This window comes from Pseudomonas sp. microsymbiont 2 (assembly GCF_054788395.1).
On record NZ_CM139112.1, the window covers coordinates 4610338 to 4636121 of the forward strand.

The 25784-nt window shown below is 67.3% G+C and carries 18 protein-coding genes; 11 read left to right on the plus strand and 7 right to left on the minus strand.

The features are described from left to right. The 4 genes from ACYUME_RS20845 to ACYUME_RS20860 are packed head-to-tail and all read right to left on the minus strand — an operon-like array spanning position 1 to position 5464. Positions 1 to 1449 carry a GspE/PulE family protein gene (locus ACYUME_RS20845; RefSeq protein WP_460419410.1) on the minus strand — a complete coding sequence of 483 codons (1449 nt, stop codon included), beginning with the start codon at positions 1447 to 1449 and terminating at the stop codon, positions 1 to 3. Further along, a complete protein-coding gene (gene gspD, locus ACYUME_RS20850; RefSeq protein ID WP_460416640.1) occupies positions 1449 to 3401 on the minus strand; it encodes a type II secretion system secretin GspD in 1953 nt (650 codons plus the stop codon). Before gspD ends, ACYUME_RS20845 begins: the two co-directional genes overlap by 1 nt. Positions 3402 to 3404: 3 nt before the next feature. Further along, complete coding sequence (locus ACYUME_RS20855; protein WP_460416641.1) at positions 3405 to 3824, minus strand: pilus assembly protein PilZ; 420 nt, start codon at positions 3822 to 3824, stop codon at positions 3405 to 3407. Continuing rightward, positions 3821 to 5464, minus strand: a complete 1644-nt coding sequence (locus ACYUME_RS20860) for a bifunctional UDP-sugar hydrolase/5'-nucleotidase (protein ID WP_460416643.1) — start codon at positions 5462 to 5464, stop codon at positions 3821 to 3823. Before ACYUME_RS20860 ends, ACYUME_RS20855 begins: the two co-directional genes overlap by 4 nt. 219 nt (positions 5465 to 5683) lie before the next feature. Between ACYUME_RS20860 and ACYUME_RS20865 the strand changes: the two genes are divergently transcribed. Continuing rightward, entirely contained in the window at positions 5684 to 7735 is a 2052-nt protein-coding gene (locus tag ACYUME_RS20865) for a PhoX family protein (RefSeq protein ID WP_460416645.1), read from the plus strand. Between the two features lie 92 nt (positions 7736 to 7827). Here ACYUME_RS20865 and gspK read toward each other — a convergent pair whose 3' ends face one another. After that, positions 7828 to 8793: a type II secretion system minor pseudopilin GspK gene (gspK, locus tag ACYUME_RS20870; RefSeq protein WP_460416647.1), complete on the minus strand. Its 966-nt coding sequence runs from the start codon at positions 8791 to 8793 to the stop codon at positions 7828 to 7830. Between the two features lie 136 nt (positions 8794 to 8929). Between gspK and tatA the strand changes: the two genes are divergently transcribed. From tatA to ACYUME_RS20915, 9 genes are all read left to right on the plus strand, one after another. Then, the gene (gene tatA / locus ACYUME_RS20875) at positions 8930 to 9148 is read left to right on the plus strand and encodes a twin-arginine translocase TatA/TatE family subunit (RefSeq protein WP_279888998.1); all 219 of its coding nucleotides are present in this window, start codon (positions 8930 to 8932) and stop codon (positions 9146 to 9148) included. Further along, a complete protein-coding gene (gene tatB / locus ACYUME_RS20880; protein WP_279888999.1) occupies positions 9148 to 9435 on the plus strand; it encodes a Sec-independent protein translocase protein TatB in 288 nt (95 codons plus the stop codon). Before tatA ends, tatB begins: the two co-directional genes overlap by 1 nt. Continuing rightward, entirely contained in the window at positions 9435 to 10169 is a 735-nt protein-coding gene (tatC, locus tag ACYUME_RS20885; RefSeq protein WP_279889001.1) for a twin-arginine translocase subunit TatC, read from the plus strand. The genes tatB and tatC overlap by 1 nt, the downstream gene beginning before the upstream one ends. 227 nt (positions 10170 to 10396) lie before the next feature. Next, positions 10397 to 11128, plus strand: coding sequence for a GntR family transcriptional regulator (locus ACYUME_RS20890; RefSeq protein ID WP_460416649.1), 732 nt, complete (start codon positions 10397 to 10399; stop codon positions 11126 to 11128). Between the two features lie 11 nt (positions 11129 to 11139). Beyond that, complete coding sequence (gene nagA, locus ACYUME_RS20895; protein ID WP_186713904.1) at positions 11140 to 12228, plus strand: N-acetylglucosamine-6-phosphate deacetylase; 1089 nt, start codon at positions 11140 to 11142, stop codon at positions 12226 to 12228. Next, positions 12225 to 13247: an SIS domain-containing protein gene (locus tag ACYUME_RS20900; protein WP_460416651.1), complete on the plus strand. Its 1023-nt coding sequence runs from the start codon at positions 12225 to 12227 to the stop codon at positions 13245 to 13247. The genes nagA and ACYUME_RS20900 overlap by 4 nt, the downstream gene beginning before the upstream one ends. 18 nt (positions 13248 to 13265) lie before the next feature. Continuing rightward, on the plus strand, positions 13266 to 15809 hold the full coding sequence (gene ptsP, locus ACYUME_RS20905) for a phosphoenolpyruvate--protein phosphotransferase (protein WP_460416653.1): 2544 nt from the start codon (positions 13266 to 13268) through the stop codon (positions 15807 to 15809). 12 nt (positions 15810 to 15821) lie between these two features. Next, entirely contained in the window at positions 15822 to 17483 is a 1662-nt protein-coding gene (gene nagE / locus ACYUME_RS20910; RefSeq protein WP_460416654.1) for an N-acetylglucosamine-specific PTS transporter subunit IIBC, read from the plus strand. 201 nt (positions 17484 to 17684) lie between these two features. After that, positions 17685 to 19700 carry an HET-C-related protein gene (locus ACYUME_RS20915; RefSeq protein ID WP_460416656.1) on the plus strand — a complete coding sequence of 672 codons (2016 nt, stop codon included), beginning with the start codon at positions 17685 to 17687 and terminating at the stop codon, positions 19698 to 19700. Positions 19701 to 19740: 40 nt separating this feature from the next. On the opposite strand, the gene ACYUME_RS20920 is transcribed toward ACYUME_RS20915, so the two are convergent. Both ACYUME_RS20920 and purL read right to left on the minus strand, forming a co-directional pair. Then, positions 19741 to 20052 (minus strand): NGG1p interacting factor NIF3, encoded by a 312-nt coding sequence (locus ACYUME_RS20920; RefSeq protein ID WP_460416658.1) that lies wholly within the window; start codon positions 20050 to 20052, stop codon positions 19741 to 19743. Between the two features lie 2 nt (positions 20053 to 20054). After that, entirely contained in the window at positions 20055 to 23954 is a 3900-nt protein-coding gene (purL, locus tag ACYUME_RS20925) for a phosphoribosylformylglycinamidine synthase (protein WP_460416660.1), read from the minus strand. Between the two features lie 359 nt (positions 23955 to 24313). On the opposite strand from purL, the gene mltF reads away from it, so the two are divergent. After that, positions 24314 to 25771 (plus strand): membrane-bound lytic murein transglycosylase MltF, encoded by a 1458-nt coding sequence (gene mltF / locus ACYUME_RS20930; protein ID WP_460416662.1) that lies wholly within the window; start codon positions 24314 to 24316, stop codon positions 25769 to 25771. Positions 25772 to 25784 lie beyond the last annotated feature (13 nt).

Below are 25784 nucleotides of genomic sequence, written 5' to 3' on the forward strand. Positions count from 1 at the left end.
TCAGCCCTGCACCACGCGCAGCACTTCGGCCAGGCTGGTCTCGCCACGGGCCAGGCAGTCGCTGGCCATGGCCACCAGGCTCTGCCGGCGGCCATCCAGGTAGGCCTGCATGGCCAGCTCGCTCTCGCCGTCGTAGAGCAAGGCGACCAGCCCGGCATCCAGCTCGATGAATTCGTACAGCCCCAGCCGACCGACATAGCCACTGCCCTGGCAATGCTCGCAGCCGACCGGATGATAGCTCTCACGCAGGCTACCCAGTTCCGGCCACAGTTCGCGCTCCGCGCTTTGCAGGGGATGGGCTATCGCGCAACTGCACAGTCGCCGCACCAGGCGCTGGGCCAGCACGCCGCGCAGGCACGAGGCGATCAGAAAAGGCTCGATGCCCATGTCGCGCAGGCGGGTCACCGCGCCGACGGCGCTGTTGGTGTGCAGGGTCGACAGCACCAGGTGCCCGGTGAGGCTGGCCTGCACGGCGATCTGCGCGGTTTCCTGGTCGCGGATCTCGCCGAGCATGATCACGTCCGGGTCCTGGCGCAGGATCGCGCGCAGGCCGCTGGCGAAGGTCAGCCCGGCGCGGGGGTTGATGGCGGTCTGGCCGATGCCGGCGATGGCGTACTCGACCGGATCCTCGACAGTGAGAATGTTGCGGCTGCCGTCGTTCAAACTGTTGAGGCTGGCGTACAGCGTGGTGGTCTTGCCCGAACCCGTGGGGCCGGTGGACAGCACGATGCCGTTGGGCCGCGCCAGGCAGCCGCGCAGGCCGCGCAGCACGGCGGCGGGCATGCCCAGGTTGTCCAGCGCCAGCAGGCTGGCCTGCTTGTCGAGCACGCGCATCACCACCCGCTCGCCATGGATGCCGGGCAGGGTCGAGACCCGCACATCCACCTCGCGCCCGGCGGCGCGTAGGGTGATGCGACCGTCCTGGGGCTGGCGCTTCTCGGCGATATCGAACCGGGCCATGACCTTGATCCGCGACACCAGCATCGCCGACAGCGCCCGCGGCGGGCGCAGCACCTCGCGCAGGTGGCCGTCGACGCGCAGGCGCACCACCAGGCTCTGCTCGAAGGTCTCGATATGGATATCCGAGGCACGCAGGCGCAAGGCCTGGCCGAACAGGCCGTTGATCAGGCGGATCACCGGGGCTTCGTCGTCGCTTTCCAGCAGGTCCTCGATGCGCGGCATCTCGCTCATCAGGCTGTCCAGATCGACCTGCTCGCCGATGCCTTCGATCAGCGCCTCGGTCGCCGCCTCGCCGGCCTGGTAGAGCTGGCCGAGGCGCTCGTCGAACTGCGCGCCGTCGAGGCGTTCCAGGCTGGCCGGCAAGCCATGCACGCGCAACAGCTCCTGCAACTGGTCGCTGTCGGCGTCGCCGCGCAGCCACAGCTGCCAGCCACCCTCGATCGGCGCCATGGCCACGCCGCTCTGGCGCGCCAGGCGATAGGGCAGCATCACCAGTCACCGCCTTCGAGGCGCGCGCGGCTGGAGGGGAACACCTGCAGCAACGGCAGGCCCTCGGCCAGCGCCGGTAGCTTGAGCGGGGTGTTTTGCTGAAGGCTCTGGTACTTCTGCTGGCTCAGGTCGGCCAGGCTCTCGCCGTCACGCAGGATGCGCGGGCGGATGAACACCATCAGGTTCTGCTTGGTGTTCTTGCTGGCGTCGGAGCGGAACAGCCGGCCCAGGTAGGGAATGTCGCCGAGCAGCGGCACGCGCTGGTTGTTGGTGGCAAGCTCGTCGCTGATCAGCCCGCCGAGGATCACCAGGCCGTTGTCCTCGACCATCACCTTGGTCTTGATCTCGCGCTTGTTGGTGATCACGTCGCTGGCGGCGCTGGAATCGGCGATCGACGACACCTCCTGGACGATGTCCAGGCGCACGCTGTTGTCGATATTGACCTGCGGCTTGATGCGCAGCTTCACCCCCACCTCCTTGCGTTCGATGGTCTGGTAGGGGTTGGCGTTGTTCTGGGTGACGGAGCCGGTGACGAACGGCACCTCCTGGCCGACCAGGATCGACGCCTCGGCGTTGTCCAGGGTCAGCAGGGTCGGCGTGGACAGCAGGTTGAAGCCGCTCTTGCCCTTGAGTGCGTTGACCAGCATGGCGAAATTGAAGCCACCGCCGATATGGCCGATGCCGGCGGTGGCGCCGGTGGTGGCCGACAGCAGCTTGCCGAGCTTTTCGTTGTCGCCGCTGCTGGCGGCCCCGGCGATGCTGGCGATGTTCACCCCGTTGCCGCCGAAGTTGACGATGCCGGCGCCGAACTTCTCGTCGGCGAACAGCCACTGCACGCCCAGCTCCTGGGCGCTGCTGTCGGACACCTCGGCGATGATCGCCTCGACCACCACCTGCGCCCGGCGGATGTCCAACTGCTCGACGATGCTGCGAAAGGCCGCCAGCTCGCTGTCCGGGCCGACCATCACCACGGCGTTGGTGCCCTCCTCGTACTCCAGGCGAATCCCCGAGTCGCTGGCCGCCGGCACCGGCGCCGCGTCCTTGCCCTCGCCTTCGGCGGCCGGCACAGCGCCGGCCTGGCTCAGGCCGCGCAGTACCTTGACCACTTCGGCGGCGTTGGCGTGGCGCAGGTACATGACCTGGGTATTGCTGCTGCGCAGGTTGTCGCCGGGCCGGTCGAGCTGGGCCAGCAAGGCCCGCACCCGCTCGCGGCTGTCGGCGCTGCCGCGCACCAGCAAGGCGTTGCTGCGCGGGTCGGCGACCACCTGGGCGGCATCGCTGCCCTGCTCGCGGGCCAGCAGGCGGGTCACCAGGCCCGCGGTGTCGGCGGCGCTGGCGTGCTTGAGCGGGATGACCTGCAACGGCTCGTCGCTGACCTGGTCGAGCTGGCGCAGCAGGCTGTCGATACGCTCCAGGTTGCTGCGCCAGTCGGTGACCACCAGCAGGTTGGCGGCCGGGTACGGGGTGATCACACCGACCCGCGGGTCGATCAGTGGCTTGAGGATGCCGAGCATCTGCTCGCTGGCGGCGTTGCGTACGTTGAACACGCGAGTGGCCACGCCATCGCTGCCCTCGGACTTCTTGCTGGCGCTTTCCACCGGCACCGGTTCCAGGCGCGCGGCCTGGTCGGGGACGATCTTCACGCTGCCATTGGGCAGATCCACGGCGGCGAAACCCTGGGCCCGCAGCTGGGCCAGGAAGATGTCGTAGATGGCGTCGGCGTCATGCCGGTCGACCGTGCGCACGGTGACCTTGCCCTGCACCCGTGGGTCGACGATGAAGGTGGTGCCGGTAATGCGCGACACGCTATTGATGAACTCACCGAGCTCGGTGTCGACGAAGTTGACCTCGTACAGCGGCGTGCCGTCGTCGGCGAACACCTCCGGCTCTTCGGCCCGGGCCAGGGACATGCCGAGCATCAGCAGCCCGACCAGACAGTACCTTGCGATCATCATTCATCCTTGGCGCTTGAAACCGGTCACGGCGGGGCGTGGCGGCCAGGGCAGGCGCTCGCGCCGCCCGTTGTTGTCGAAGATCAGGCCATCGGCATCGATGTCCTGCAGCACGATGCCCGGCGCCAGGCGCTGGCCGCGACCGAGGGTGCGCACCTGCTGGCCGTGGCGCAGCACCACCACGCTGGCCGACAGCGGCTGAGCCTTGAGCCCGCCCAGGTAGGCCAGGGGCAGGCGGGTGATGGGGATGCTTCCGTCATCGACGGGAGCCTGCCAGTGCTCCACCAGCAAGCCCGGCAGCGCAACGTCCGCTTGAATCGGCGCGCTGGCCGGCAGCGGCTGGCGGCTGAGCAGCAGCACGCATTGCGCCGCCAGCCAGCCGGCCAAGGTCAGCAAGGCGAAGGTGACCAGGCGCGAGGTCACGCCGCCACCTGGTGCGGGTGCCAGCCTGGATGACCCTGGACGTAGCGCACTGCCGGCAACTGCAGCGTTGCCAGCGCCCAGCCCGGCGTCTGACGGGTCAACCAGGCTTCCAGGGTCTGCCACAGCGGTACACCGGCCTGGGCGTCGAAGTGCAGGCCGAAGGTACGGCACAGGCCCTCGACCGGCTGCAGACCGATGATGCGCTTGCCGTTGGGGCTGTAGCTCACCTGCCAGTTCTGGCTCTGCCAGCGCGGCAGGTCCTGGCTGTTGTCCAGCAGCAGCGGGTCGCCGAACAGTTGCTCGGCGGCATTCTCCAGCACCTGTTCAACTTGGCGCGCCGGGGCTTCGACCACCGGCGCGGGGTAGCCGCCGGTGAGGCTGATCAGGTGTTCACGGGTGATCGGTTCGCCCGCCCGCAGCGGGTAGTCGTAACGCAGGCCGGGCAGCAGCACCGGCATGCTCGAATCGTCGGCCAGGGCCTGGTGCAGCACGCGGTCCCAACTGCCGCCACGGGTATCGCGGCGCCACAGCGCCTCGGGGGCGCGGGCCAGGGGCTGGTCGAGCCAGGCGGCGTGGCCGCTGCGCTGGCGTTGCAGCTCGCCGCGCAACTGGCTGGCGCGGGCCTGGGCCTGCGGCCCGAGGCTGTGCTCGAAGGCCGGGAAGAACCGCGCCTCGAACTGCCACTGGCCACCGGCCTGACGGCAACGCAGGCGAAACGCGCCACTGGCCCGGCAGCCGGCGAACAGCACCGGCACCCGCCGGCCACTGGCCTGGCTCGCCAGTACCGGCGCGGGCCACAGGTCCTGGCCACGGGCGCACAGCAGCACATCCACTTCCGGTACCCGCTCGGCCAGCCACAGACCGGGGCCGGTACCGACATCCGCCAGCGCCACCACCAGATCGGCCTCGCGCCGGGCCTGCTGGAAGCTCGGTTGCAGCGACTGGTACCACTGTTTCAGGGAGGCTTTCTGGTCCTGGGCGTAAGGGTCGGTGACCCCCACCACCGCAATGCGCACACCTGCGCGCTGGAACACCTTGACGCCTTCAACGCCCAGCGCCTTGGCCTGGGTGTCGGCAAGGCCGGCGCCGAGGGTAATAGAAGAAGACTGGCGATAGAGCCCGGCACTGCGCTGCGGCCACAGCACCCGCTCATCGCTGCTGACCCGCGCCTCGCTGCCCAGCAGCTGGCTGCCCTGCACGCCGCTTTCGCCCTGGGTGAGGTAGGCCAGGCCACTGCCGTTCCAGCACTGGCCGTTCTCCAGGGTCAGGCACTGCTCACTGCCGGCCTCGGCGCGCAACTGTTCGAGCAACGCTGCCAGCACCGCGTAACCACCGGTACGGGCCTGGCCGGCCAAGCTCGCGTCGAGCAACGGCGCCAGTTCCGGCTGCCCGGCGCTGGCGTTGGGCCCGCTCATCCACGGCGCGCGGCCCAGGTGGCTCACCGGCCCCAGGCGCGTGGCCGGCACCACGGCCTGGCCCGGCTGGCGGGCATCGAGGGTGTCGGCCACATACAGCAGATCCAGCGCCCGGTCGCTGCCGCCACGCGGCCCCGGTAGCGCGGAACAGGCGCCGAGCAACGGCGCCAGCGCACCGACGCCCATCCACCCGATCACCTCGCGCCTGCCCACACTGCTTACCATCGACTCCGCCATCCCTGTTCACGTTGGGACCCGGATATTGCGGCGTTGGCGTGACAGTTTGATGGCAGAAATCCGCTGCTAATTCCAAAACAGCGTTGATTAGACCTTTAGTAATAGCAGCGCGTTTTAAACGCCCTTTAACATTTCTGCCAATCAATCGACATACTTGCCGTCTACAGTCGCGGTTTCCTTCAACTCAGCCAAAAAAAGGACACCCTGATGAGTCGAGATACCGGCGATAACCTGGACCGGAACCTGAGCGGCAACCTGCCGATGGCCAGTGTCATGGACACCTACCTGAGCCGTCGCGCCGTGGTGCGCGGCAGCCTCGGCGCCGCCATCGCCATGATCGCCGGCACCGGCCTGACCGGTTGCTTCGACGGCGGCGGCGGCTCCGATCACGACGATCCCGTGACCACTCCCGAACCGGAAAAGCCGAAACTCAAGCTGGGCTTCAACTCCATCCCAGGCTCGCGCACCGATGCCTGCGTGGTCGCCGCCGGCTACAGCGCCTATGTGCTGGCGCCCTGGGGCACGCCGCTGAACGCCACCGCCAATCCATGGAAGGCCGACGGCAGCAACACCTCCACCGACCAGGCCAACGCCATGGGCATGCACCACGACGGCATGCACTTCTTCCCCATCAACGGCAGCTCCAGCGATGGCCTGCTGGCGATCAACTTCGAGTACATCGACACCGCCGCCCTGCACCCGGCCGGCCCCACCACCGTCGCCGGCAAGCGCCCGGTCGAGGAGGTGCGCAAGGAGATCAACGCCCATGGCGCGGGCGTGGTGCGCATCAGCAAGGTCGCCGGGCGCTGGCAGGTGGTCGACAACGACCCGCTCAACCGCCGCTTCACCACCGTCTCGCTGATGGACATCGCCGGCCCCCTGCGCGGCACCGACCACGTCAAGACCAAGTTCTCGCCCACCGGCACCCAGTGCCGCGGCACCAACAACAACTGCGGCAACGGCTACACCCCGTGGGGCACCTACCTGACCTGCGAGGAGAACTGGCCGGGCATTTTCGTCAACAAAGGCACGCGCCCGGCCGACCAGGTGCGGATCGGCGTTTCCTCCAGCAGTGGCCAGTACAAGTGGGAAACCGCCGCCGGTGACGCCAGCGAAGTGGCCGATGAGTTCGCCCGCTTCAACATCACCCCCACCGGCGCCAGCGCCACCGACGACTTCCGCAACGAAGCCAGCACCTACGGCTACATCGTCGAGATCGACCCCTACACCAGCAACACCCTGGCGGTGAAACGCACCGCCCTGGGCCGCTTCCGCCACGAAGGCTGCTGCCCGGGCCTGCCGGTGGCCGGCAAGCCGCTGGTCTGGTACACCGGCGACGACTCCAACAACGAATACCTGTACAAGTTCGTCTCCGACGCCCTGTGGGATCCGGCCGACGCCAACCCGGCCGACCGCCTGGCCACCGGCGCCAAGTACCTGGACAAGGGCAAGCTCTACGTGGCCCGCTTCGACGCCAACGGCACCGGCGCCTGGCTGCTGCTCGACGTCGCCACCCCGACCACCGGCGGCAGCACCCTCGGCGCGCTGTTCGGCGACCTGCCAGGCATCATCCTCAACACCCGTGGCGCCGCCGACGCCGTGGGCGCCACGCCCATGGACCGCCCGGAGTGGACCGCCGTCAACCCGCTCAACGGCGACGTCTACCTGACCCTGACCAACAACAGCGCGCGCACCGCCGCCAAGGTCGACGCGGCGAACCCGCGTGGCCCGAACCGCCACGGCCACATCATCCGCTGGCACGACAGCGACGACCACAAGACCTTCACCTGGGACATCTTCGTGTTCGGCGCCAACGCCGCCGGCGCCCCGGACATCAACCGCTCGGGCCTGACCGAACTGAACCAGTTCGCCAGCCCCGACGGCATGAGCTTCGATAGCCGTGGCGTGCTGTGGTTCGAGACCGACAACGGCGAGGCCACCCTGACCAGCTACACCAACGACCAGGTGCTGGCGGTGATCCCCACCGACCTGGTGGACGCCAACGGCAAGCAGATCCCGGTCAACGCCACCAACCAGGTGGACCTGCGTCGCTTCTTCGTCGGGCCGAACGGTTGCGAGGTGACGGGTATCGCCTTCACCCCGGACAACAAGACGATGTTCGTCAACATCCAGCACCCGGACAACTGGCCGACCACCGACAAGGCCACCGACGTTACGCCGACCGGCACCTCGGTGCGGCCACGGGCTTCGACGGTGGTGATCCAGCGTAATGATGGTGGGGAGATCGGTACCGTCTGATCGATCGCCTTTCAGCCCAATCGCGGGGCAAGCCCGCTCCCACAAGGAATACGCAAGTCCTTGTGGGAGCGGGCTTGCCCCGCGATCACGTTCTACCAGGCCCCTGCCTCCCTACCCTTGACCCGCACCTGCTGCGCCGGTACCCGCGCATGCCATTGCACCACACCCAGCGCCTCGATCTGGAACTGGCTGCGCAACGTGCGTCCCTCTTCCTCGAACGACAGCTGCAGCACGAAATGGCCGCTGTTGAGCAACAACCCTTCGCTGAGTCGGGCGAAGGTCTCGTCATCCACCGCGCCCAGCGCCTGGCGCAATGCCGCCGCATCCACATAGCCCGCCGCCGGCCGGCCGCTGATGATGCGGCTGAGCATCGAACGGGAAAACTGCCCCTCATACAGGGCCTCCAGCAACGGCAAGTGCCCCAGCCCCAGGGCGTTGGCATTGAGCCGCCAGCCGCCGGTCGATGGCAGTGCGCAGAGCATTCGGTAGCGGGCTTGCCGGCCACTGTCCGGCTCCAGCAGCAGGTTGAGCTCACTGGTGTCGAGCATCGGCTGGTTGGCCGCCAACCGGGGTGGCTGCTGGCGCAGGTACTGGGCACTCTCGGCCCCTTGCAAGCGGGCATCGCTGTCGGCGTCCAGCCAATCGGCCAGGGCATCGACCAGCCGCTCGGCGGCCATGTCGTCGCCGAGCAGGTGGCGCAACTGACGCTCGGCCCGTGGAGCGTCCTCGCCCAACAGGGCATTGACGTTGAAGCAGCCATGCTGGTCGATCACCCGCAGTTGCGCCTTGCCGGCACCAAAGTCATAAGCCAGCGGCTGCCCGCGCAGGGCCTGCCAGAACAGCGGGCTGGCCCGCCAGGCCGGATCGCGCAGGGCCTGGGAGGCATAGGCCAGCCCGGCCTGCTCCATCGCCCGTACCTGCACCCGCTGGTGCAACAGGCGCACCTCGTCCACCTGGCGCCGGCCATCTTCCACCAGCCAGGCCAGCCCCGCCGCGAGCATCGCCAGCACCACCAGCACCATCAGCAGTGCCGCGCCCTGTTGTCGCCTGCGCCCCATCCTTGTCTTCCTGTCAGCGGTAAAAAGCGCCAGTCAACACGGCGGTTGTTGCAGCCAGATGGCAGTCATGTGCCCGTCATCTGCGCAGGGCAGGATTGGCCTTCCTTTTTCTTCGACCTGACAGGAGTGGTCTTACATGGGTGGCATCGGAATCTGGCAATTGGTGATCGTGCTGTTGATCGTCTTCCTGCTGTTTGGCACCAAGCGTCTCAAAGGGCTGGGCAGTGATGTCGGCGACGCGATCCAGGGCTTTCGCAAGTCCATGGGCGGCACTGCCGACAACAGCGTCGAGCAACAACCGCAGGTGCTGAACAATCAGCCGGTCCAGCAGGCGCAGACGGATCGTCAGGCCTGATGTTCGAGATCGGCTTCACCGAACTGCTGCTGGTCGGCATCGTCGCCCTGCTGGTGCTCGGCCCCGAGCGCCTGCCGGTGGCGGCGCGTACCCTCGGCCGTGGGCTGGGCCAGGCACGGCGGGCGCTGAATGCGTTGAAAGCACAGGTAGAGCGGGAGATCGACATGCCCGCCCTGGATGCCGCGCCGCTGCAGCGCCTGGAGCAGGAGATCCGCCAAGGCATCCAGCTCGACGCGACGCCGGCCAATGACCCGACCCCGATCGCCCACGCCAAGGAGAGCGCCTGATGTCCCTCGCCCTTGACCAGGCGGCGCGCATGCCGCTGACCGACCACCTGCGCGACCTGCGCAAGCGCCTGGTGCGCTGCCTGCTGGTGGTCGCGCTGGTGTTCTGCGGGTTGTTCCCCTTCGCCCAGACGCTGTACACGCAGATCTCCGAACCGCTGCGCCGCTACCTGCCCGAAGGCGCCAGCATGATCGCCACCAGTGTCACCTCGCCGTTTCTCACGCCGTTCAAGCTGACGGCGATGTGCGCGCTGTTCGTCGCCATGCCACTGCTGCTGCACCAGGCCTGGGGCTTCATCGCCCCGGGGCTGTACCGCCGCGAACGACGCATTGCCCTGCCGCTACTGGTGTCGAGCATCCTGCTGTTCTACGGCGGCATGGCCTTCGCATTCTTCCTGGTGTTCCCGATGATGTTCGGCTTCTTCGCCAGCGTGACCCCGGACGGGGTGGCGATGATGACCGACATCGGCTTGTACCTGGACTTCATCATGGCGCTGTTTCTGGCGTTCGGCCTGGCCTTCGAGATCCCGGTGGCGACCTTCATCGTGGTCTGGGCGGGGTTGACCGACGTGGCCACGCTGCGGCGCAGCCGTCCCTATGTGATCGTCGGGTGCTTCGTGGTGGGGATGATCCTGACGCCGCCGGATGTGTTTTCCCAGACCCTGCTGGCGGTGCCGATGTGGGTGCTGTTCGAGGTGGGGTTGCTGGCGTGTGGGTTGGTGCGCCGGGTGGGGTAGACCGATGGATCGCCGGGGCTGCTTTGCAGCCCTTTCGCGACACAAGGCCGCTCCTACAGGGATTCGCGTACTCCTGTAGGAGCGGCCTTGCCGGGGCGCCGGACCGGTCGGAAAGGGGCGCAAAGCGCCCCCAGAATCAAAAACGAGGTTCCTGATCAGACCAGTGGTATTGACCTGGTATTAAAGTGGTATTAATTTCCACCCAACAACAATACCGGACACCGCCCATGCGTCCTCTATCGGCCCTGCGCCCCGACGACACCAGCGCCACCCCGCTCTACCTGCAGCTGGCGCGCAACCTTGAGCAGGCCATCCACGCCGGCCAATGGACCGCCGACCAGGCGCTGCCCTCGGAGCGCACCCTCAGCGAAACCCTGGACATCTCCCGGGTCACCGCGCGCAAGGCCCTCGAGGTCCTGCTCGAACAAGGCCTGATCCAGCGCATCCAGGGCTCCGGCACCTTCATCACGCCACGCCTGGAACAACCCCTGTCACGCCTGTCGAGCTTCAGCGAAATGCTGCGCATGAAAGGCTTCGTGCCCAGCTCCCAGTGGCTCGAGCGCAGCATCGGCACCCCGAGCAACGACGAACTGATCCGCCTCGGCCTGTCGCCCACCGACCAGGTGGTCCACCTCAAGCGCCTGCGCAAGGCCGACGACATCGTCATGGCGGTGGAGGTCAGCACCCTGCCCGCCCGCCTGCTCGGCGACCCGCAGGCCATCGGCGATTCGCTCTACCAGCACCTCGACCGGCTCGGCCGCCCGGTGGTCCGCGCCCTGCAACACATCCGCGCAATCAACGCCGGCGACGAGCTGGCCGCCCAGGTGGGCATCGCCCCCGGCACCGCCATGCTGCTGATGACCCGCATCGGCTACCTCGACGACAACACCGCCATCGAGCTGACCGACACCTACTGCCGCAACGACTACTACGACTTCGTCGCCGAACTGCGACGCTGACCGGAGCCCCCATGGACATCGCCAACATCCTCACCCCCGACGGCTGGGTGCGCGGACAACTGCACCTCGAAAACGGCCGCATCCGGGCCATCGACGGTACGCCGTGCGACCCGCAGGCCAACGACCTGCCGTACCTGTTGCCCGGTTTCATCGACCTGCACGTGCACGGCGGTGGCGGCAGCGACATCATGCAGGGCGGCGACGCCTTCGCCACCATCGCCCGCACCCACCGGCGTTTCGGCACAACCTCGCTGCTGGCCACCACCATGACCGCGCCCCGCGAGGAACTGACCCGCGTGCTCGCCGAACTGGGCGAGCACCTCAAGCACCCGCGCCAGGGCGCGCGCATCCTCGGCGTGCACCTGGAAGGCCCGTACATCAACCCCGGCAAGCTCGGCGCGCAACCGAACTTCGCCCACCAGGCACTGCTCGACGAGGTGGAGCAATACCTGGCCCTGGCGCCGATCAAGGTCATCACCATCGCCCCGGAAATCGCCGGCCACCTGCCGCTGATCCAGGCCCTGAGCCAACGCGGCATCCGCCTGCAGCTCGGCCACACCCTGGGCAGCTACGAAGAAGGCGTGGCGGCCCTGGAGGCCGGCGCCACCAGCTTCACCCACCTGTACAACGCCATGAGCCCGCTGCACCACCGCGAGCCGGGCATCGTCGGCGCGGCCCTGGCCCATGCCCGCTACGCCGAGCTGATTCCCGACCTGCTGCACGTGCACCCCGGCGCCATGCGCGTGGCCCTGCGCTCGATCCCGTGCCTGTACTGCGTGACCGACTCCACCGCCGCCGCCGGCATGCCCGACGGCGAATACCGCCTGGGCAGCCACACCGTGACCAAGTGCCTGGGCGGCGTGCGCCTGCCCGACGGCACCCTGGCCGGCAGCACCCTGACCATGGACCAGGCCCTGCGCAACCTGGTGAAGATCGGCCTGCCGCTGGCCGAAGCCTCCGAACGCCTGTCCCGCCATCCCGCCGATTACCTCGGCATCGCCGACCGTGGCCGCCTGCAACCGGGCGCCTGGGCCGACGCGGTGCTGCTGGACCGCCAACTGAACCTGACCGCCGTGATGATCGAAGGAGAAACCGCATGAGTTCAAGGATGCTCGAAGAAGCCCGCGCCTGCGCCGAGGTCGTCGAACGTCAGACGCAGACGCTGGACCCTCGCCTGGAAACCCTGGCCGAACAGCTGCGCCGGCTCGATCCGCAAGTGGCGCTGACCGTGGCCCGAGGCAGCTCGGACCATGCCGCCAGCTACTTCGCCTACATCGCCATGCAGCAACTGGGGCTGCCGGTGGCTTCGCTGCCGATGTCGGTGGTGACCCTGCAGCAGGCACCGCTGCGGGTGCGTGGCCAGGTGGCGCTGGGCTTCTCGCAGTCGGGCCAGAGCCCGGACCTGGTCGACAGCCTGCGCCGCCTGGGCCAGTGCGGGGCGACCACGGTCTCGCTGGTCAACGCCGAAGGCTCGCCCCTGGAGCAGGCCTGCCAGCACCACTTGCCGCTGTGCGCAGGCCCTGAGCTGTCGGTGGCGGCGACCAAGAGCTTCGTCGCCACCCTGGCTGCCGGCGCCCGCCTGGTCGCCCACTGGGGCCAGGACCGCGCCCTGCTGGAAGCCGGCCTTGCCCTGCCCGCGCAGCTGCGCGAGGCCGCCGCGCAGGACTGGACCCCGGCCATCGACACCCTGCGCGACAGCGAGCGCCTGATGGTGATCGGCCGTGGCGCGGGCTTCGCCATCGCCCAGGAGGCCGCGCTCAAACTCAAGGAAACCTCGGTGATCCAGGCCGAAGCCTTCAGCAGCGCCGAAGTGCGCCATGGCCCGATGGCCCTGATCGATGCCCAGTACCCGCTGCTGGTGTTCGCCCCCCGTGGCGTCGAGCAGGCCGGGCTGCTGCAGCTGGCCGCCGACATGCGCCAGCGCGGTGCCCGCGTGCTGCTGGCGGCGCCGGTCGATATCGCCGGGCGCGACCTCACCCTGAGCTGCGCCGAACACCCGGCCCTGGACCCGCTGCTGGCGATCCAGAGCTTCTACATCATGGCCGCGGCCCTGGCCGAGGCCCGCGGCCTCGACCCCGACCAGCCGCGCCACCTGAGCAAAGTGACCTGCACGCAGTGAAGCCGCGAGGAACAGCGCATGCCCGACAATAACAAGATCATCCTCCATGCCCCGCTCGCCGGACCGCTGATACCGCTGGACCAGGTACCCGACCCGGTGTTCAGCAGCGCCACCCTGGGCGACGGCGTCGCCATCGACCCGTTGAACGACGTGCTGCACGCGCCCTGCGCGGGCGAAGTGGTGCAACTGGCCCGCACCGGCCATGCGCTGACCCTGCGCGCGGCCAACGGCGCGGAAGTCCTCTTGCATATCGGTGTCGACACCGTGCAGTTGCAGGGGCGCGGCTTCTCGCCGCTGGTGGCGCTGGGCGACCAGGTGACCCTGGGTCAACCGCTGGTGCGCTTCGACATGGACCTGGTGGCGCAGCACTGCGTCAGCCTGGTCACCGTGATGCTGGTCAGCAATGGCCCGGGCTTTGGCCTGACGCGACTGGACACAGGCGCTTCGCGCCTGGGCGCGGCGTTGCTGGAGGTCGAGGCCACGGGCAGCGGAGCGCATGCACGACCGGTCAGCCATGAGTGCGCGCGCGGTCATGCCCGGGTCGCTCATCACGGCGGCCTGCACGCCCGCCCCGCGGCCCTGCTGCGCCAGACCGCGCAAGGCTTCCAGAGCCATGCCGTGCTGCGTTTCGCCGAGCGCGAGGCCGACCTCACCAGCCTGGTGGCGGTCATGGGCCTGGGCGTTGGCGAAGGCGCCGAAATCGAACTGATCTGCACCGGGCCGGACAGCCAGGCCGCGCTGCAGGCGTTGATCGCCGCCGTGCAGACCGCCTCGGTCGGTGAGCGCCATGCCTCGCACGTGCCCACCAGCACCGTCACGCCCAAGCCCAATGCCGAGCCCGGCGTGCTCAACGGTGTCTGCGCCGCCCCCGGCCTCGCCCTCGGGCCACTGGCGCGCCTGGACGGCATCAGCCTGCCGGCGGACAGCGGCGATAACGACCCCGCCGAGCAGCACCAGGCGCTGAACAGCGCCCTGGCCGAGGTCCGTCATGCCATCGACCGCGACTGGCGCCACCTGCCTCGCGGCCAGGAGGACGCGGCAGCGATCCTCGAGGCCCACCTGGCCCTGCTCGACGACCCGGCCCTGCTCGGCGATGCCCGCCAGCATATCGCCGGCGGCGTCGCCGCCAGCCATGCCTGGAGCCGCGCCATCGAGACCCAGTGCCAGGTCCTGCGCAGCCTGGGCAACCCGTTGCTGGCCGAGCGCGCCAACGACCTGTACGACCTGCAGCAGCGGGTGCTGCGCGCCCTGCTCGGCGAAACCCGGCAACTGCGCCTGCCGCCGGCGGCCATCGTCGTCGCCCATGAACTGACCCCCTCCGACCTGTTGCTACTCGCCCGCCACGATGTCGCCGGGCTGTGCATGGCCGCCGGTGGCGCCACCTCGCACGTCGCCATCCTCGCCCGTGCCCGTGGCCTGCCATGCCTGGTGGCCCTGGGCGAAGCGCTGCTCGACCTGCCCGCCGGCACGCCCCTGGTGCTGGACGCCGACCAGGGCCGCCTGGAAACCCAGGCCGACCCGCAACGCCTGGCCGAGGTCCACTGCCACCTGCAGCAACGCCGCGAAATCCGCCAGCGCCAGCAGGCCGCCGCGCAGCAAGGCGCGCGCACCCGCGATGGCCAGTTGATCGAGGTCGCGGCCAACGTCGCCAGCGCCGAAGAAGCCGCCCAGGCCCTGGCCCAGGGCGCCGACGGCATCGGCCTGCTGCGCAGCGAGTTCCTGTTCATCGACCGCCCCACCGCACCGGACGAGGCCGAGCAGCGCAACGCCTACCAGGCCGTGCTCGACGCCATGGCCGAACGCCCGGTGATCATCCGCACCATCGATGTCGGCGGCGACAAGCAGCTCGACTACCTGCCCCTGCCGGCCGAGGCCAACCCGGTGCTGGGCCTGCGCGGCATCCGCCTGGGCCAAGTCCGTCCGGAGCTGCTCGACCAGCAACTGCGCGCCCTGCTCCAGGTCAGCCCGCAGCGGCGCTGCCGGATCATGCTGCCGATGGTCACCGAGGTCGACGAGCTGATCGCCATCCGCCAGCGCCTCGACCGGCTGGCCGCCGAGCTGGGCGTGACGGCACGCGCCGAACTGGGGGTGATGATCGAGGTGCCGGCCGCGGCGCTGCTCGCCGAGCGCCTGGCCGAGCATGCGGACTTCTTCTCCATCGGCACCAACGACCTGTCCCAGTACACCCTGGCCATGGACCGTGACCATGCTGGGCTGGCGGCGCGGGTCGATGCCCTGCACCCGGCGCTGCTGCGCCTGATCGAGCTGACCTGCCAGGGCGCGGCGAAACACGGCCGCTGGGTCGGCGTGTGCGGTGCGCTGGCCAGCGACCCGCTGGCCACGCCAGTGCTGGTCGGCCTCGGCGTGGCCGAGCTGTCGGTCAGCGCGCCGCAGATCGGCGAGATCAAGGCCCTGGTCCGCCAGCTCGACGCCAGCGCCTGCCGCCGTTTCAGCCAGGGCCTGCTGGGCCTGGCCAGCGCCGGTGCCGTACGCCAGGCCTGCCGCGACTTCGCCGCGCAATCCCACGCCCAACCCGCGGCCCCCGTGGCCCTACAACAATAATCGGAGCGCACCATGTACCAGCACTTCATCCAGGGCCTGCAGCGGCTCGGCCGCGCCTTGATGCTGCCCATCGCCATCCTGCCCATCGCCGGCCTGTTGCTGCGCCTGGGCGACACCGACCTGCTCGACATCGCCCTGGTGCATGACGCCGGGCAAGCGATCTTCGCCAACCTGGCGCTGATCTTCGCGGTCGGCATCGCCGTGGGCTTCGCCCGCGACAACAACGGCACCGCGGGCCTGGCCGGCGCCATCGGCTACCTGGTGCTGGTGGCGACGCTGAAGGTGATCGATCCGAAGATCGACATGGGCATGCTCGCCGGCATCATCTGCGGCCTGCTCGGCGGCGGCCTGTACAACCGTTTCAAGGACATCCAGCTGCCGGACTACCTGGCGTTCTTCGGCGGCCGGCGCTTCGTGCCGATCGCCACCGGACTTTCGGCGGTGATCCTCGGGCTGCTGTTCGGCCTGATCTGGCCACCGATCCAGCACGGCATCAACGCGCTCGGCCAACTGATGCTGGAGAGCGGCAGCATCGGCGCGTTCTTCTTCGGCGTGCTCAACCGGCTGCTGATCATCACCGGCCTGCACCATATCCTCAACAACCTGGTGTGGTTCGTCTTCGGCAGCTTCCAGGCGGCCAGTGGCCAGGTGGTGACCGGCGATCTGGCGCGCTACTTCGCCGGCGATCCCAACGCCGGGCAGTTCATGGCCGGCATGTTCCCGATGATGATCTTCGGCCTGCCCGCCGCGTGCCTGGCCATGTATCGCCACGCCCTGCCGGCGCGGCGCAAGCTGATCGGCGGGGTGCTGCTGTCGATGGCGCTGACCTCGGCGCTGACCGGGGTGACCGAGCCGATCGAGTTCGCCTTCATGTTCCTCGCACCGCTTTTGTACCTGATCCACGCGGTGCTGACCGGCTTGTCCATGGCGATCTGCGACCTGCTGGGCATCCGCCTGGGCTTCACCTTCTCCGGCGGCGCCATCGACATGGCCCTGGGCTGGGGCCGCTCGAGCAACGGCTGGCTGGTGTTCCCGGTCGGTGTGCTGTATGGCCTGCTCTACTACTTCGTGTTCGACTTCTGTATTCGCCGCTTCGACCTGAAGACGCCGGGCCGCGAGGAGCAGCCCACGGAGCAGGCCAACAACGCCGAAGCGCCCCGGGGTCGTCGCTATATCGACGCCCTGGGTGGCGCGGCCAACCTGCTGGGTGTCGATGCCTGCACCACACGCCTGCGCCTGGTACTGGCCGATCGCTCGCAGGCCCAGGACGAAGCGCTGAAAAAGCTCGGGGCCATGGCCGTGGTGCGTCCTGGCAGTGGCGGCAGCCTGCAAGTGGTGGTCGGCCCGATGGCCGACGCGTTGGCGGACGAGATCCGTGGCGAGCTGACGCATGGCCTGGCAGCCACGCCTGCCGACGTCGGCGCAACAGTCGACAGCATCGAGCCACTGCCGGCAGACGGTTGGTTGCAGGCCCTCGGCGGACGCGACAACCTGCTCAAGGTCGAGTGCGTGGCACTGAGCCGGGTACGGGTTCAGTTCAAAGATCCCGCCAAGGCCAGCCAGGAACACCTCATGGCGCTGGGCTGCCAGGGGATCAGCCCACAGGCCGATGGCGTCTGGCACCTGCTGATGGGACCACGGGCGCAGGCGCTGAACGTGGCGCTGCAGACCTGACAGGGCTCACGAGCAGGCGATGTAATCGCTGCGCTCGACTGCGCGTGGGAAGGCGCCGTAGCGTGCCCACGGAATCATGACGATGAGAAGCAAGACGGGTCTTGCTTCGCCGCGAGGCATTCGTTCCATATTCTGCTACCGCACCCGCAACGTCAGGCTGCTCCTCTCGAACAACCAGAGAGGACACACGCCATGAACCACTTGAACGATGCTCCGGTCTTCACCAGCGATTTCGCGCTGGAGCAGTTATGCGCTTTCGCCAGGAACATGGAAGAGCTGGATTTCGTGCTGATGTTCATGCCGATCTTCGGTTCGCAAGTGCCCAGTGAGATGTTCCTGCGCTTGCGTGCAGATCTTCTGGCGGGCGACATCAGCAACCCCGGCTATGTGGTAGAGGATCGCGGTCAGGACAATGCCCGCTACGACGACGAACACCGGGTGATCGTCGTCAACCCGGAAAAAATCGAACTGGCACTGACCACCCCAAGCTCCACGCCGAACCTGCTTATGGCCTTGCTCGGTACCTTCGGCCAGTATCTGGCGGACCTCTACGCATCGGACGACAGCGACTGGCCCAGGCCGCAAGCACAGGAGCTGCGCAGCATCGGCTCACGCTATGCCAGCCTGATGGCATTCTGCGACGACCAGACCAGGGATGGGACGGTGTTTGCCCATTACACCAGCGACGAGCACGACGCGGCGTTGCTACTCGATGCGAGCGAGGCGCCAGCAGTAGATGAACTCTTGCCCGAAGACGCATGGCAATTGTCCATCGAACCTCGATTCGGTGCCGGAGACGGCGGCCATGAATCGGTGGAAGAGGTACTGAGCGAGGTCGGCTTCTCCCACCAGGAATGCAAAGCCATCTACTTCGGCAACTGGATACGTGACCACTCGCAACTGATCGATCCCAAGCTGGTTCGCCCGGAGCACGCCCCCAAGCAGTTCCCCGCGAAACTCTCGAGGGAGGCACTGACCCAGGTGGTCGACATGCTTGCGCTCAAGGCGTTCAACAGCCTGCAACTCTCCGAAAGTGGACGTGAGGCTTACCGGGTGACCCAGGCACTGCTTGGGGTCTATCGCGCATCGGAGCATATCGACAACCCTACCAACCTCGAGAACGACCCCGTCGACCCGAAAACGATCGACGAGGATTTCGAGCCGCTGGTACTGCCCGACGACCCTGATAACGAGGTCTACTACAGCACCTCGATGAAAGCCTACATAGACGGCCCGGCGAGGTACATGAACAGCAGGATCTACCAGGCTGCCACGGCAGGTCGAACCCCGGAAGGCATGCGTTTGTTCGGCGAGGCCCTGCACGTGCTGGAGGATTATTTCGCCCACTCCAACTTTGTCGAACTGAGCCTGCGCAAGCTGGGGTACGAAGACGTGCTGCCGTGGACCACGCAGGTTCCCTGTCAACACGACTACCCTGTCGTGACCGGCCTGTTCAGCGGCCTGGACATTCTCGCCAGCATCGCCGAGCCGCTGAGCAAGATGCTGTTTCCCGCCAACCCCCTGCTCTTCGAACCGCTCAGGGCAGGTTACCGCAGCGATGCCGAGCAGATGATGCTGATCCTGCTGCGCGAGCAGGAAAACCCGATGTGGCTGAAATCGCTGGAGAACATGCTGGCCATGCGTGACCGGATCGCCGACAACCCACTGTTGCGCTTCGCGCACCTCGGGTTCTGGGCCCTGACCCTGCCATTGCGACTGGTCGGCCACTATTGCAACCGCGTTTTCCAGTCGTTGCTGGTGAAACTGGGAGATCTGGTGGATGACCTGCAAACCAGCATGGGCGACGACCCCAACACCTCTCCAGGCGTCGATCCTACCCATTCACAACTGGCCAAGGATCACGACACCCATCCGTTCCACACGCTAGCCATGCTGCTGGCGCGCGAGGCGGTTCGCCAGGTAGGTGCTCATATGCAGGCACACTGGAACGACGAGGTCAGCTATCCGCCCGCGGACCTTGCAGTGAACTTCCTGTGTCATCCCAACGACTGCGACTGGCAGGATGCGATCGTCGCCGAATGGGCGAGCACTCACCAAACGCAAATCGAAGCTGGCAAATACGCCAGCGAATTCGAACGGCTGCGTGACGAGTACATGGCAAAAGCGCACGAGACGATACGGGCCTTGGCTGCGAACGGCAACTATACCCCGGTGAAAACCAGCGAAAGCTTCCGCACGCTCTTCCCGTTCCGTTGACCACAATGAAATCGGGGCCGCTGCGCGGCCCCGATCGGGTTCACAGATCCAGCAGTTGCCAGACCTCGTATGCCGGTGTCTGGTAGGGGTGGCTGTGCTTGAGCGCGGCGACCGCCTGGGCGATCAGCGCATCAGCCACCACCAGCTCCACCTTCCACTCCTCGACCACCTCGACCTGGCCGGTCTGCCCGAGGTACGGCTGGCTGCCATCCAAGGGACGGAACTGGCCCTGGCCGCGTGTTTGCCAGGCGCAGTGGTCATAGTCGCCGATGCGTCCGCCACCGGCGGCGAACACGGCGGCCTTGACCACCTCGACATGGCTGTCGGGGACGAAGAAGGCGAGCTTGTACACCCTTAGTTCACCCACACCCGCGCATTGCGGAACATGCGCATCAGGGCCGCGTCTTCCTGCCACTCATCCGGGCGCCAGGAGTTCTGCACGGCGCGGAACATCCGCTCCGGGTGCGGCATCATGATGGTCACGCGGCCGTCGCGGCTGGTCAGGCCGGTGATGCCACGCGGCGAGCCGTTCGGGTTGGCCGGGTAGGCTTCGGTGACCTTGCCATGGTTGTCGACGTAGCGCAGGGCCACGCAACCGGACAGGTCGGCTTCCAGCAGCGCTTCTTCGCTGGCGAATTCGGCATGGCCTTCGCCGTGGGCGATGGCGATCGGCATCCGCGAACCCGCCATGCCCTGCAGGAAGATCGAGTTGGACTTCTGCACCTCGACCATGGCCACGCGCGCCTCGAACTGCTCCGAGCGGTTGCGCACGAAGTGCGGCCAGTACTCGGTGCCCGGGATCAGCTCGTGCAGGTTGGACATCATCTGGCAACCGTTGCACACGCCCAGGGCGAAGCTGTCGGTGCGCTCGAAGAAGGCCTGGAAGGCGTCGCGGGCACGGGCGTTGAACAGCGCCGACTTGGCCCAGCCTTCACCGGCACCCAGCACATCGCCGTAGGAGAAGCCACCGCAAGCCACCAGGCCCTTGAACGCTTCGAAGTCGACACGGCCAGAGAGGATGTCGCTCATGTGCACATCGACAGCGGCGAAGCCGGCGCGGTCGAAGGCAGCGGCCATTTCGACCTGACCGTTGACGCCCTGCTCGCGCAGGATCGCCACTTGCGGACGCACACCTTTCTTGATGTACGGCGCGGCGATGTCTTCATTGACGTCGTAGCCCAGCTTGACCGACAGGCCCGGATTGTCTTCTTCCAGCAGGGCGTCGAACTCCTGGTCGGCGCAGTCGGCGTTGTCGCGCAGGCGCTGGACCTGGTAGCTGGTCTCGGCCCACTGGCGCTGCAGCAGGCGACGGTCGCCCTTGAACAGCTCTTCGCCTTCGAAGTTGATCAGGACTTCACCGTTGTTGATCGGCTGGCCGATCACGGCGACGCAATCCTCACCCAGGCCTGCGGCGCTGAACTGCGCCAGCACATCCGGGGTGGCGTCCTGACGGACCTGGATTACCGCGCCCAGCTCTTCGTTGAAGAGGATGGCCGCGACTTTCTCGCGCTTGCTGGTCAGGTTACCCAGTTCCAGCTCGAGACCGCAGTGGCCGGCAAAGGCCATTTCCAGCACGGTGGTCATCAGGCCACCGTCGGAGCGGTCGTGGTAGGCCAACAGGTGGCCATCTTCGTTCAGGCCCTGGATCACGGCGAAGAACGCCTTGAGGTCCTCGGCGTCATCGACGTCCGGCGCCTGGGCGGCCAGCTTGCCGTGGGTCTGTGCCAGGATCGAGGCGCCCATGCGGTTCTTGCCACGGCCCAGGTCGATCAGGATCAGGTCGGTTTCGCCCTTGTCCATGCGCAGTTGCGGGGTCAGGGTCTTGCGGATGTCGGTGACCGGGGCGAAGCCGGTGATGATCAGCGACATCGGCGAGGTAACGCTCTTCTCGACGCCCGCTTCGCTCCACTGGGTCTTCATCGACATCGAGTCTTTGCCGACCGGAATGGTGATGCCCAGCTCAGGGCACAGCTCCATGCCGACAGCCTTGACGGTGTCGTACAGACGGGCGTCTTCACCCGGGTGGCCAGCGGCGGACATCCAGTTGGCCGACAGCTTGATGTCGGACAGCTTCTCGATACGCGAGGCGGCCAGGTTGGTCAGGGTCTCGCCGATCGCCATGCGCCCGGACGCCGGGGCGTCGAGCAGGGCCAGCGGCGTGCGCTCACCCATGGCCATGGCTTCACCGGTGTAGACGTCGAAGCTGGTGGCGGTGACGGCGCAGTCGGCTACCGGAACCTGCCACGGGCCGACCATCTGGTCGCGAGCCACGAGGCCGGTGATGGTGCGGTCGCCGATGGTGATCAGGAAGCTCTTGCTGGCCACGGCCGGGTGACGCAGGACGCGCTCGACCGAATCCTTGAGCTCCAGGGTGCTCGGGTCGAACTCATCGCCCAGCTCCGCTTCGCGGGTGACCGAACGGTGCATGCGCGGCGGCTTGCCCAGCAGCACGTCCAGCGGCATGTCCACCGGGGTGTTGTCGAAGTGACTGTCGGTGACGGTGAGGTGCTTCTCCTCGGTGGCCTCGCCCACCACCGCGAACGGGCAGCGCTCACGCTCGCAGATGGCCTGGAAGCGCTCGAAGTCCTCGGCGCTGACCGCCAGCACGTAGCGCTCCTGCGACTCGTTGGACCAGATCTCGTGCGGGGCCATGCCCGGCTCGTCGTTGGGCACGTTGCGCAGTTCGAAGCGGCCACCGCGGCCACCGTCGTTGACCAGCTCCGGGAAGGCGTTGGAGATGCCGCCGGCGCCGACGTCGTGGATGAAGGCGATCGGGTTCTTGTCGCCCAGCTGCCAGCAGCGGTCGATGACCTCCTGGCAACGGCGTTCCATTTCCGGGTTTTCGCGCTGTACCGAGGCGAAATCCAGGTCGGCGGAGCTGGCACCGGTGGCCACCGACGAGGCGGCGCCGCCGCCCAGGCCGATCAGCATGGCCGGGCCGCCGAGCACGATCAGCTTGGCGCCGACGGTGATCTCGCCCTTCTGCACGTGGTCTTCACGGATGTTGCCCATGCCGCCGGCAAGCATGATCGGCTTGTGGTAGCCACGGACTTCTTCACCGTGCGGGGTGTTGATGCCCTGCTCGAAGGTACGGAAGTAGCCGGTCAGCGCCGGACGGCCGAATTCGTTGTTGAACGCGGCGCCGCCCAGTGGGCCTTCGATCATGATGTCGAGGGCGTCGACGATGCGCTCAGGCTTGCCGTACGGCTTCTCCCATGGCTGCTCGAAGCCCGGAATACGCAGGTTGGACACGGTGAAGCCGGTCAGGCCGGCCTTGGGCTTGGCGCCACGGCCGGTGGCGCCTTCGTCGCGGATCTCGCCGCCGGAGCCGGTGGAGGCGCCGGAGAACGGGGCGATGGCGGTCGGGTGGTTGTGGGTCTCGACCTTCATCAGGATGTGCACCGGCTCCTGTACCGCGCCGTACTGGCGGGTCTCAGGGTTCGGGAAGAAGCGGCCGGCGACGCTGCCGACGATCACCGAGGCGTTGTCCTTGTACGCAGACAGCACACCTTCGCTGTGCATCTGGTAGGTGTTCTTGATCATGCCGAACAGGCTCTTCTCCTGCGCCTGGCCGTCGATGTCCCAGCTGGCGTTGAAGATCTTGTGGCGGCAGTGTTCGGAGTTGGCCTGGGCGAACATCATCAGTTCGATGTCGTTCGGGTTGCGCTTGAGCCCCTGGAAGGCGTTGACCAGGTAGTCGATCTCGTCCTCGGCCAGGGCCAGGCCCAGGTCGATGTTGGCTTGCGCCAGGGCGGCGCGGCCACCGGCGAGGATGTCCACCGAGGTCATCGGCTTGGGCTGGGCGTGGCTGAACAGGTCGGCGGCGTCTTCCAGCTTGGCCAGCACGCGCTGGGTCATGCGGTCGTGCAGCTCGGCGGCAAGCACCTGGGCGTCGGCATCGGAAATGTTACCGGCGACGTAGTAGGCGATGCCGCGCTCCAGGCGCTGGATCGACTGCAAGCCGCAGTTGTGGGCGATGTCGCTGGCCTTGGATGCCCAGGGCGAGATGGTGCCCAGGCGCGGCACGACCAGGAACAGGCGGCCGGCTGGCTCCTGCACCGGCACGCTCGGGCCGTACTTGAGCAGACGGCCCAGCACCTGCTGCTGGTCGGCGGTCAGCTCGCCGTCGACGTCGGCGAAGTGGGCGAATTCGGCATACAAACCAGTAACAGCGGGGACTTTCTGGCTCAGTTGCTCGAGTAATTTACCGTGGCGAAAGGCAGAAAGGGCAGGAGCGCCGCGCAGGATCAACATCGTCGGGACAGCCTCAGGAAGGGGTGTGCTTAGAGGCCGTGCATTCTAGCCTAATTCGCAGGCTTTCGGCACCCGCTCAAAGCCAATGCTGCCGGGCGGTGGAACCGGACCCAGGGGTCAGAAAAACCATCGACTTCACACAGTCTCTGTAGGAGCGGCCTTGTGTCGCGATGGGCTGCGCAGCAGCCCCAAATTCACTGCTGTGCTGGGAAAACCCTTGGGGGCCGCTGACGCAGCCCATCGCGACACAAGGCCGCTCCTACAAAGGAATCGAGCCGCTTCTGCACAAAACCCGCTAACAGACCTGCCAACCATTGTCGAGATATGGCGCCGCCGGTCCTTTGCGTATACTGCACCCTATGTTCGCCCACACTGCTTTGCGCCAGCGATGCGCCAGATGGCTCCTCGCAACCGGACTCTTCCTGATGCTCGGTGCCTGCGTTGAAAAACCCAGCACCCTCGAACGCGTCAAGGAGGATGGCGTATTGCGCGTAATTACCCGCAACAGCCCGGCCACCTACTTCCAGGACCGCAACGGCGAAACCGGCTTCGAGTACGAACTGGTCAAGCGCTTCGCCGACGACCTGGGCGTGAAGCTCGAGATCGAGACCGCCGACAACCTCGACGAGCTGTTCGACCAGCTGGGCAAGCCCTCCGGCCCGGTGCTGGCCGCCGCCGGCCTGGTCAGCAGCGAACGCCGCGCCGCCCAGGCGAAGTTCTCCCACCCCTACCTTGAAGTGACCCCGCAGGTCATCTACCGCAATGGCCGCTCGCGGCCGACCAGCGTCAAGGGCCTGGTGGGCAAGAAGATCATGGTGCTCAAGGGCAGCAGCCACGCCGACCAGCTCGCCGAGCTGAAAAAGCAGAACCCGGGGCTGGAGTACGAGGAGTCCGACGCCGTCGAAGTGGTCGACCTGCTGCGCATGGTCGACGAGGGCCAGATCGACCTGACCCTGGTCGACTCCAACGAACTGGCGATGAACCAGGTGTACTTCCCCAACGTGCGCGTGGCCTTCGACCTGGGCGACACCCGCGACCAGCGCTGGGCGGTGGCTGCCGGCGAAGACAACAGCCTGCTCAACGAGATCAACGAGTTTCTCGACAAGTCGCAGAAGAACGGCACCCTGCAGCGCCTGAAGGACCGTTACTACGGCCACGTCGATGTCCTCGGCTACGTCGGTGCCTACACCTTCGCCCAGCACCTGCAGCAGCGCCTGCCCAAGTACGAAAAGCACTTCAAGACCAGCTCCAAGGTCGAGCAGGTCGACTGGCGCCTGCTCGCCGCGATCGGCTACCAGGAGTCGATGTGGCAGCCGGAGGTCACCTCCAAGACCGGCGTGCGCGGCCTGATGATGCTCACCCAGCGCACCGCCCAGGCCATGGGCGTGTCCAACCGCCTGGATCCCAAGCAAAGCATCCAGGGCGGCGCCAAGTACTTCATGCTGGTCAAGGACCAACTCGACGACAGCATCAAGGAACCGGACCGCACCTGGTTCGCCCTAGCGGCCTACAACGTCGGCAGCGGCCACCTGGAAGACGCCCGCACCCTGGCCAAGCGCGAAGGCCTGAACCCGAACAAGTGGCTGGACGTGAAGAAGATGCTGCCGCGCCTGTCGCAGAAGCAGTGGTACAGCAAGACCAAGTACGGTTATGCCCGCGGCGGCGAGCCGGTGCACTTCGTGGCCAACATCCGCCGCTACTACGACATCCTCACCTGGGTGACGCAGCCGCAGCTCGAAGGCCAGGTGGCCGAGGGCAACCTGCATGTGCCGGCGGTGAACAAGGACAAGCCGGCGGAGCAGCCGGCGCCGATGTGATGCCATCGCGGGG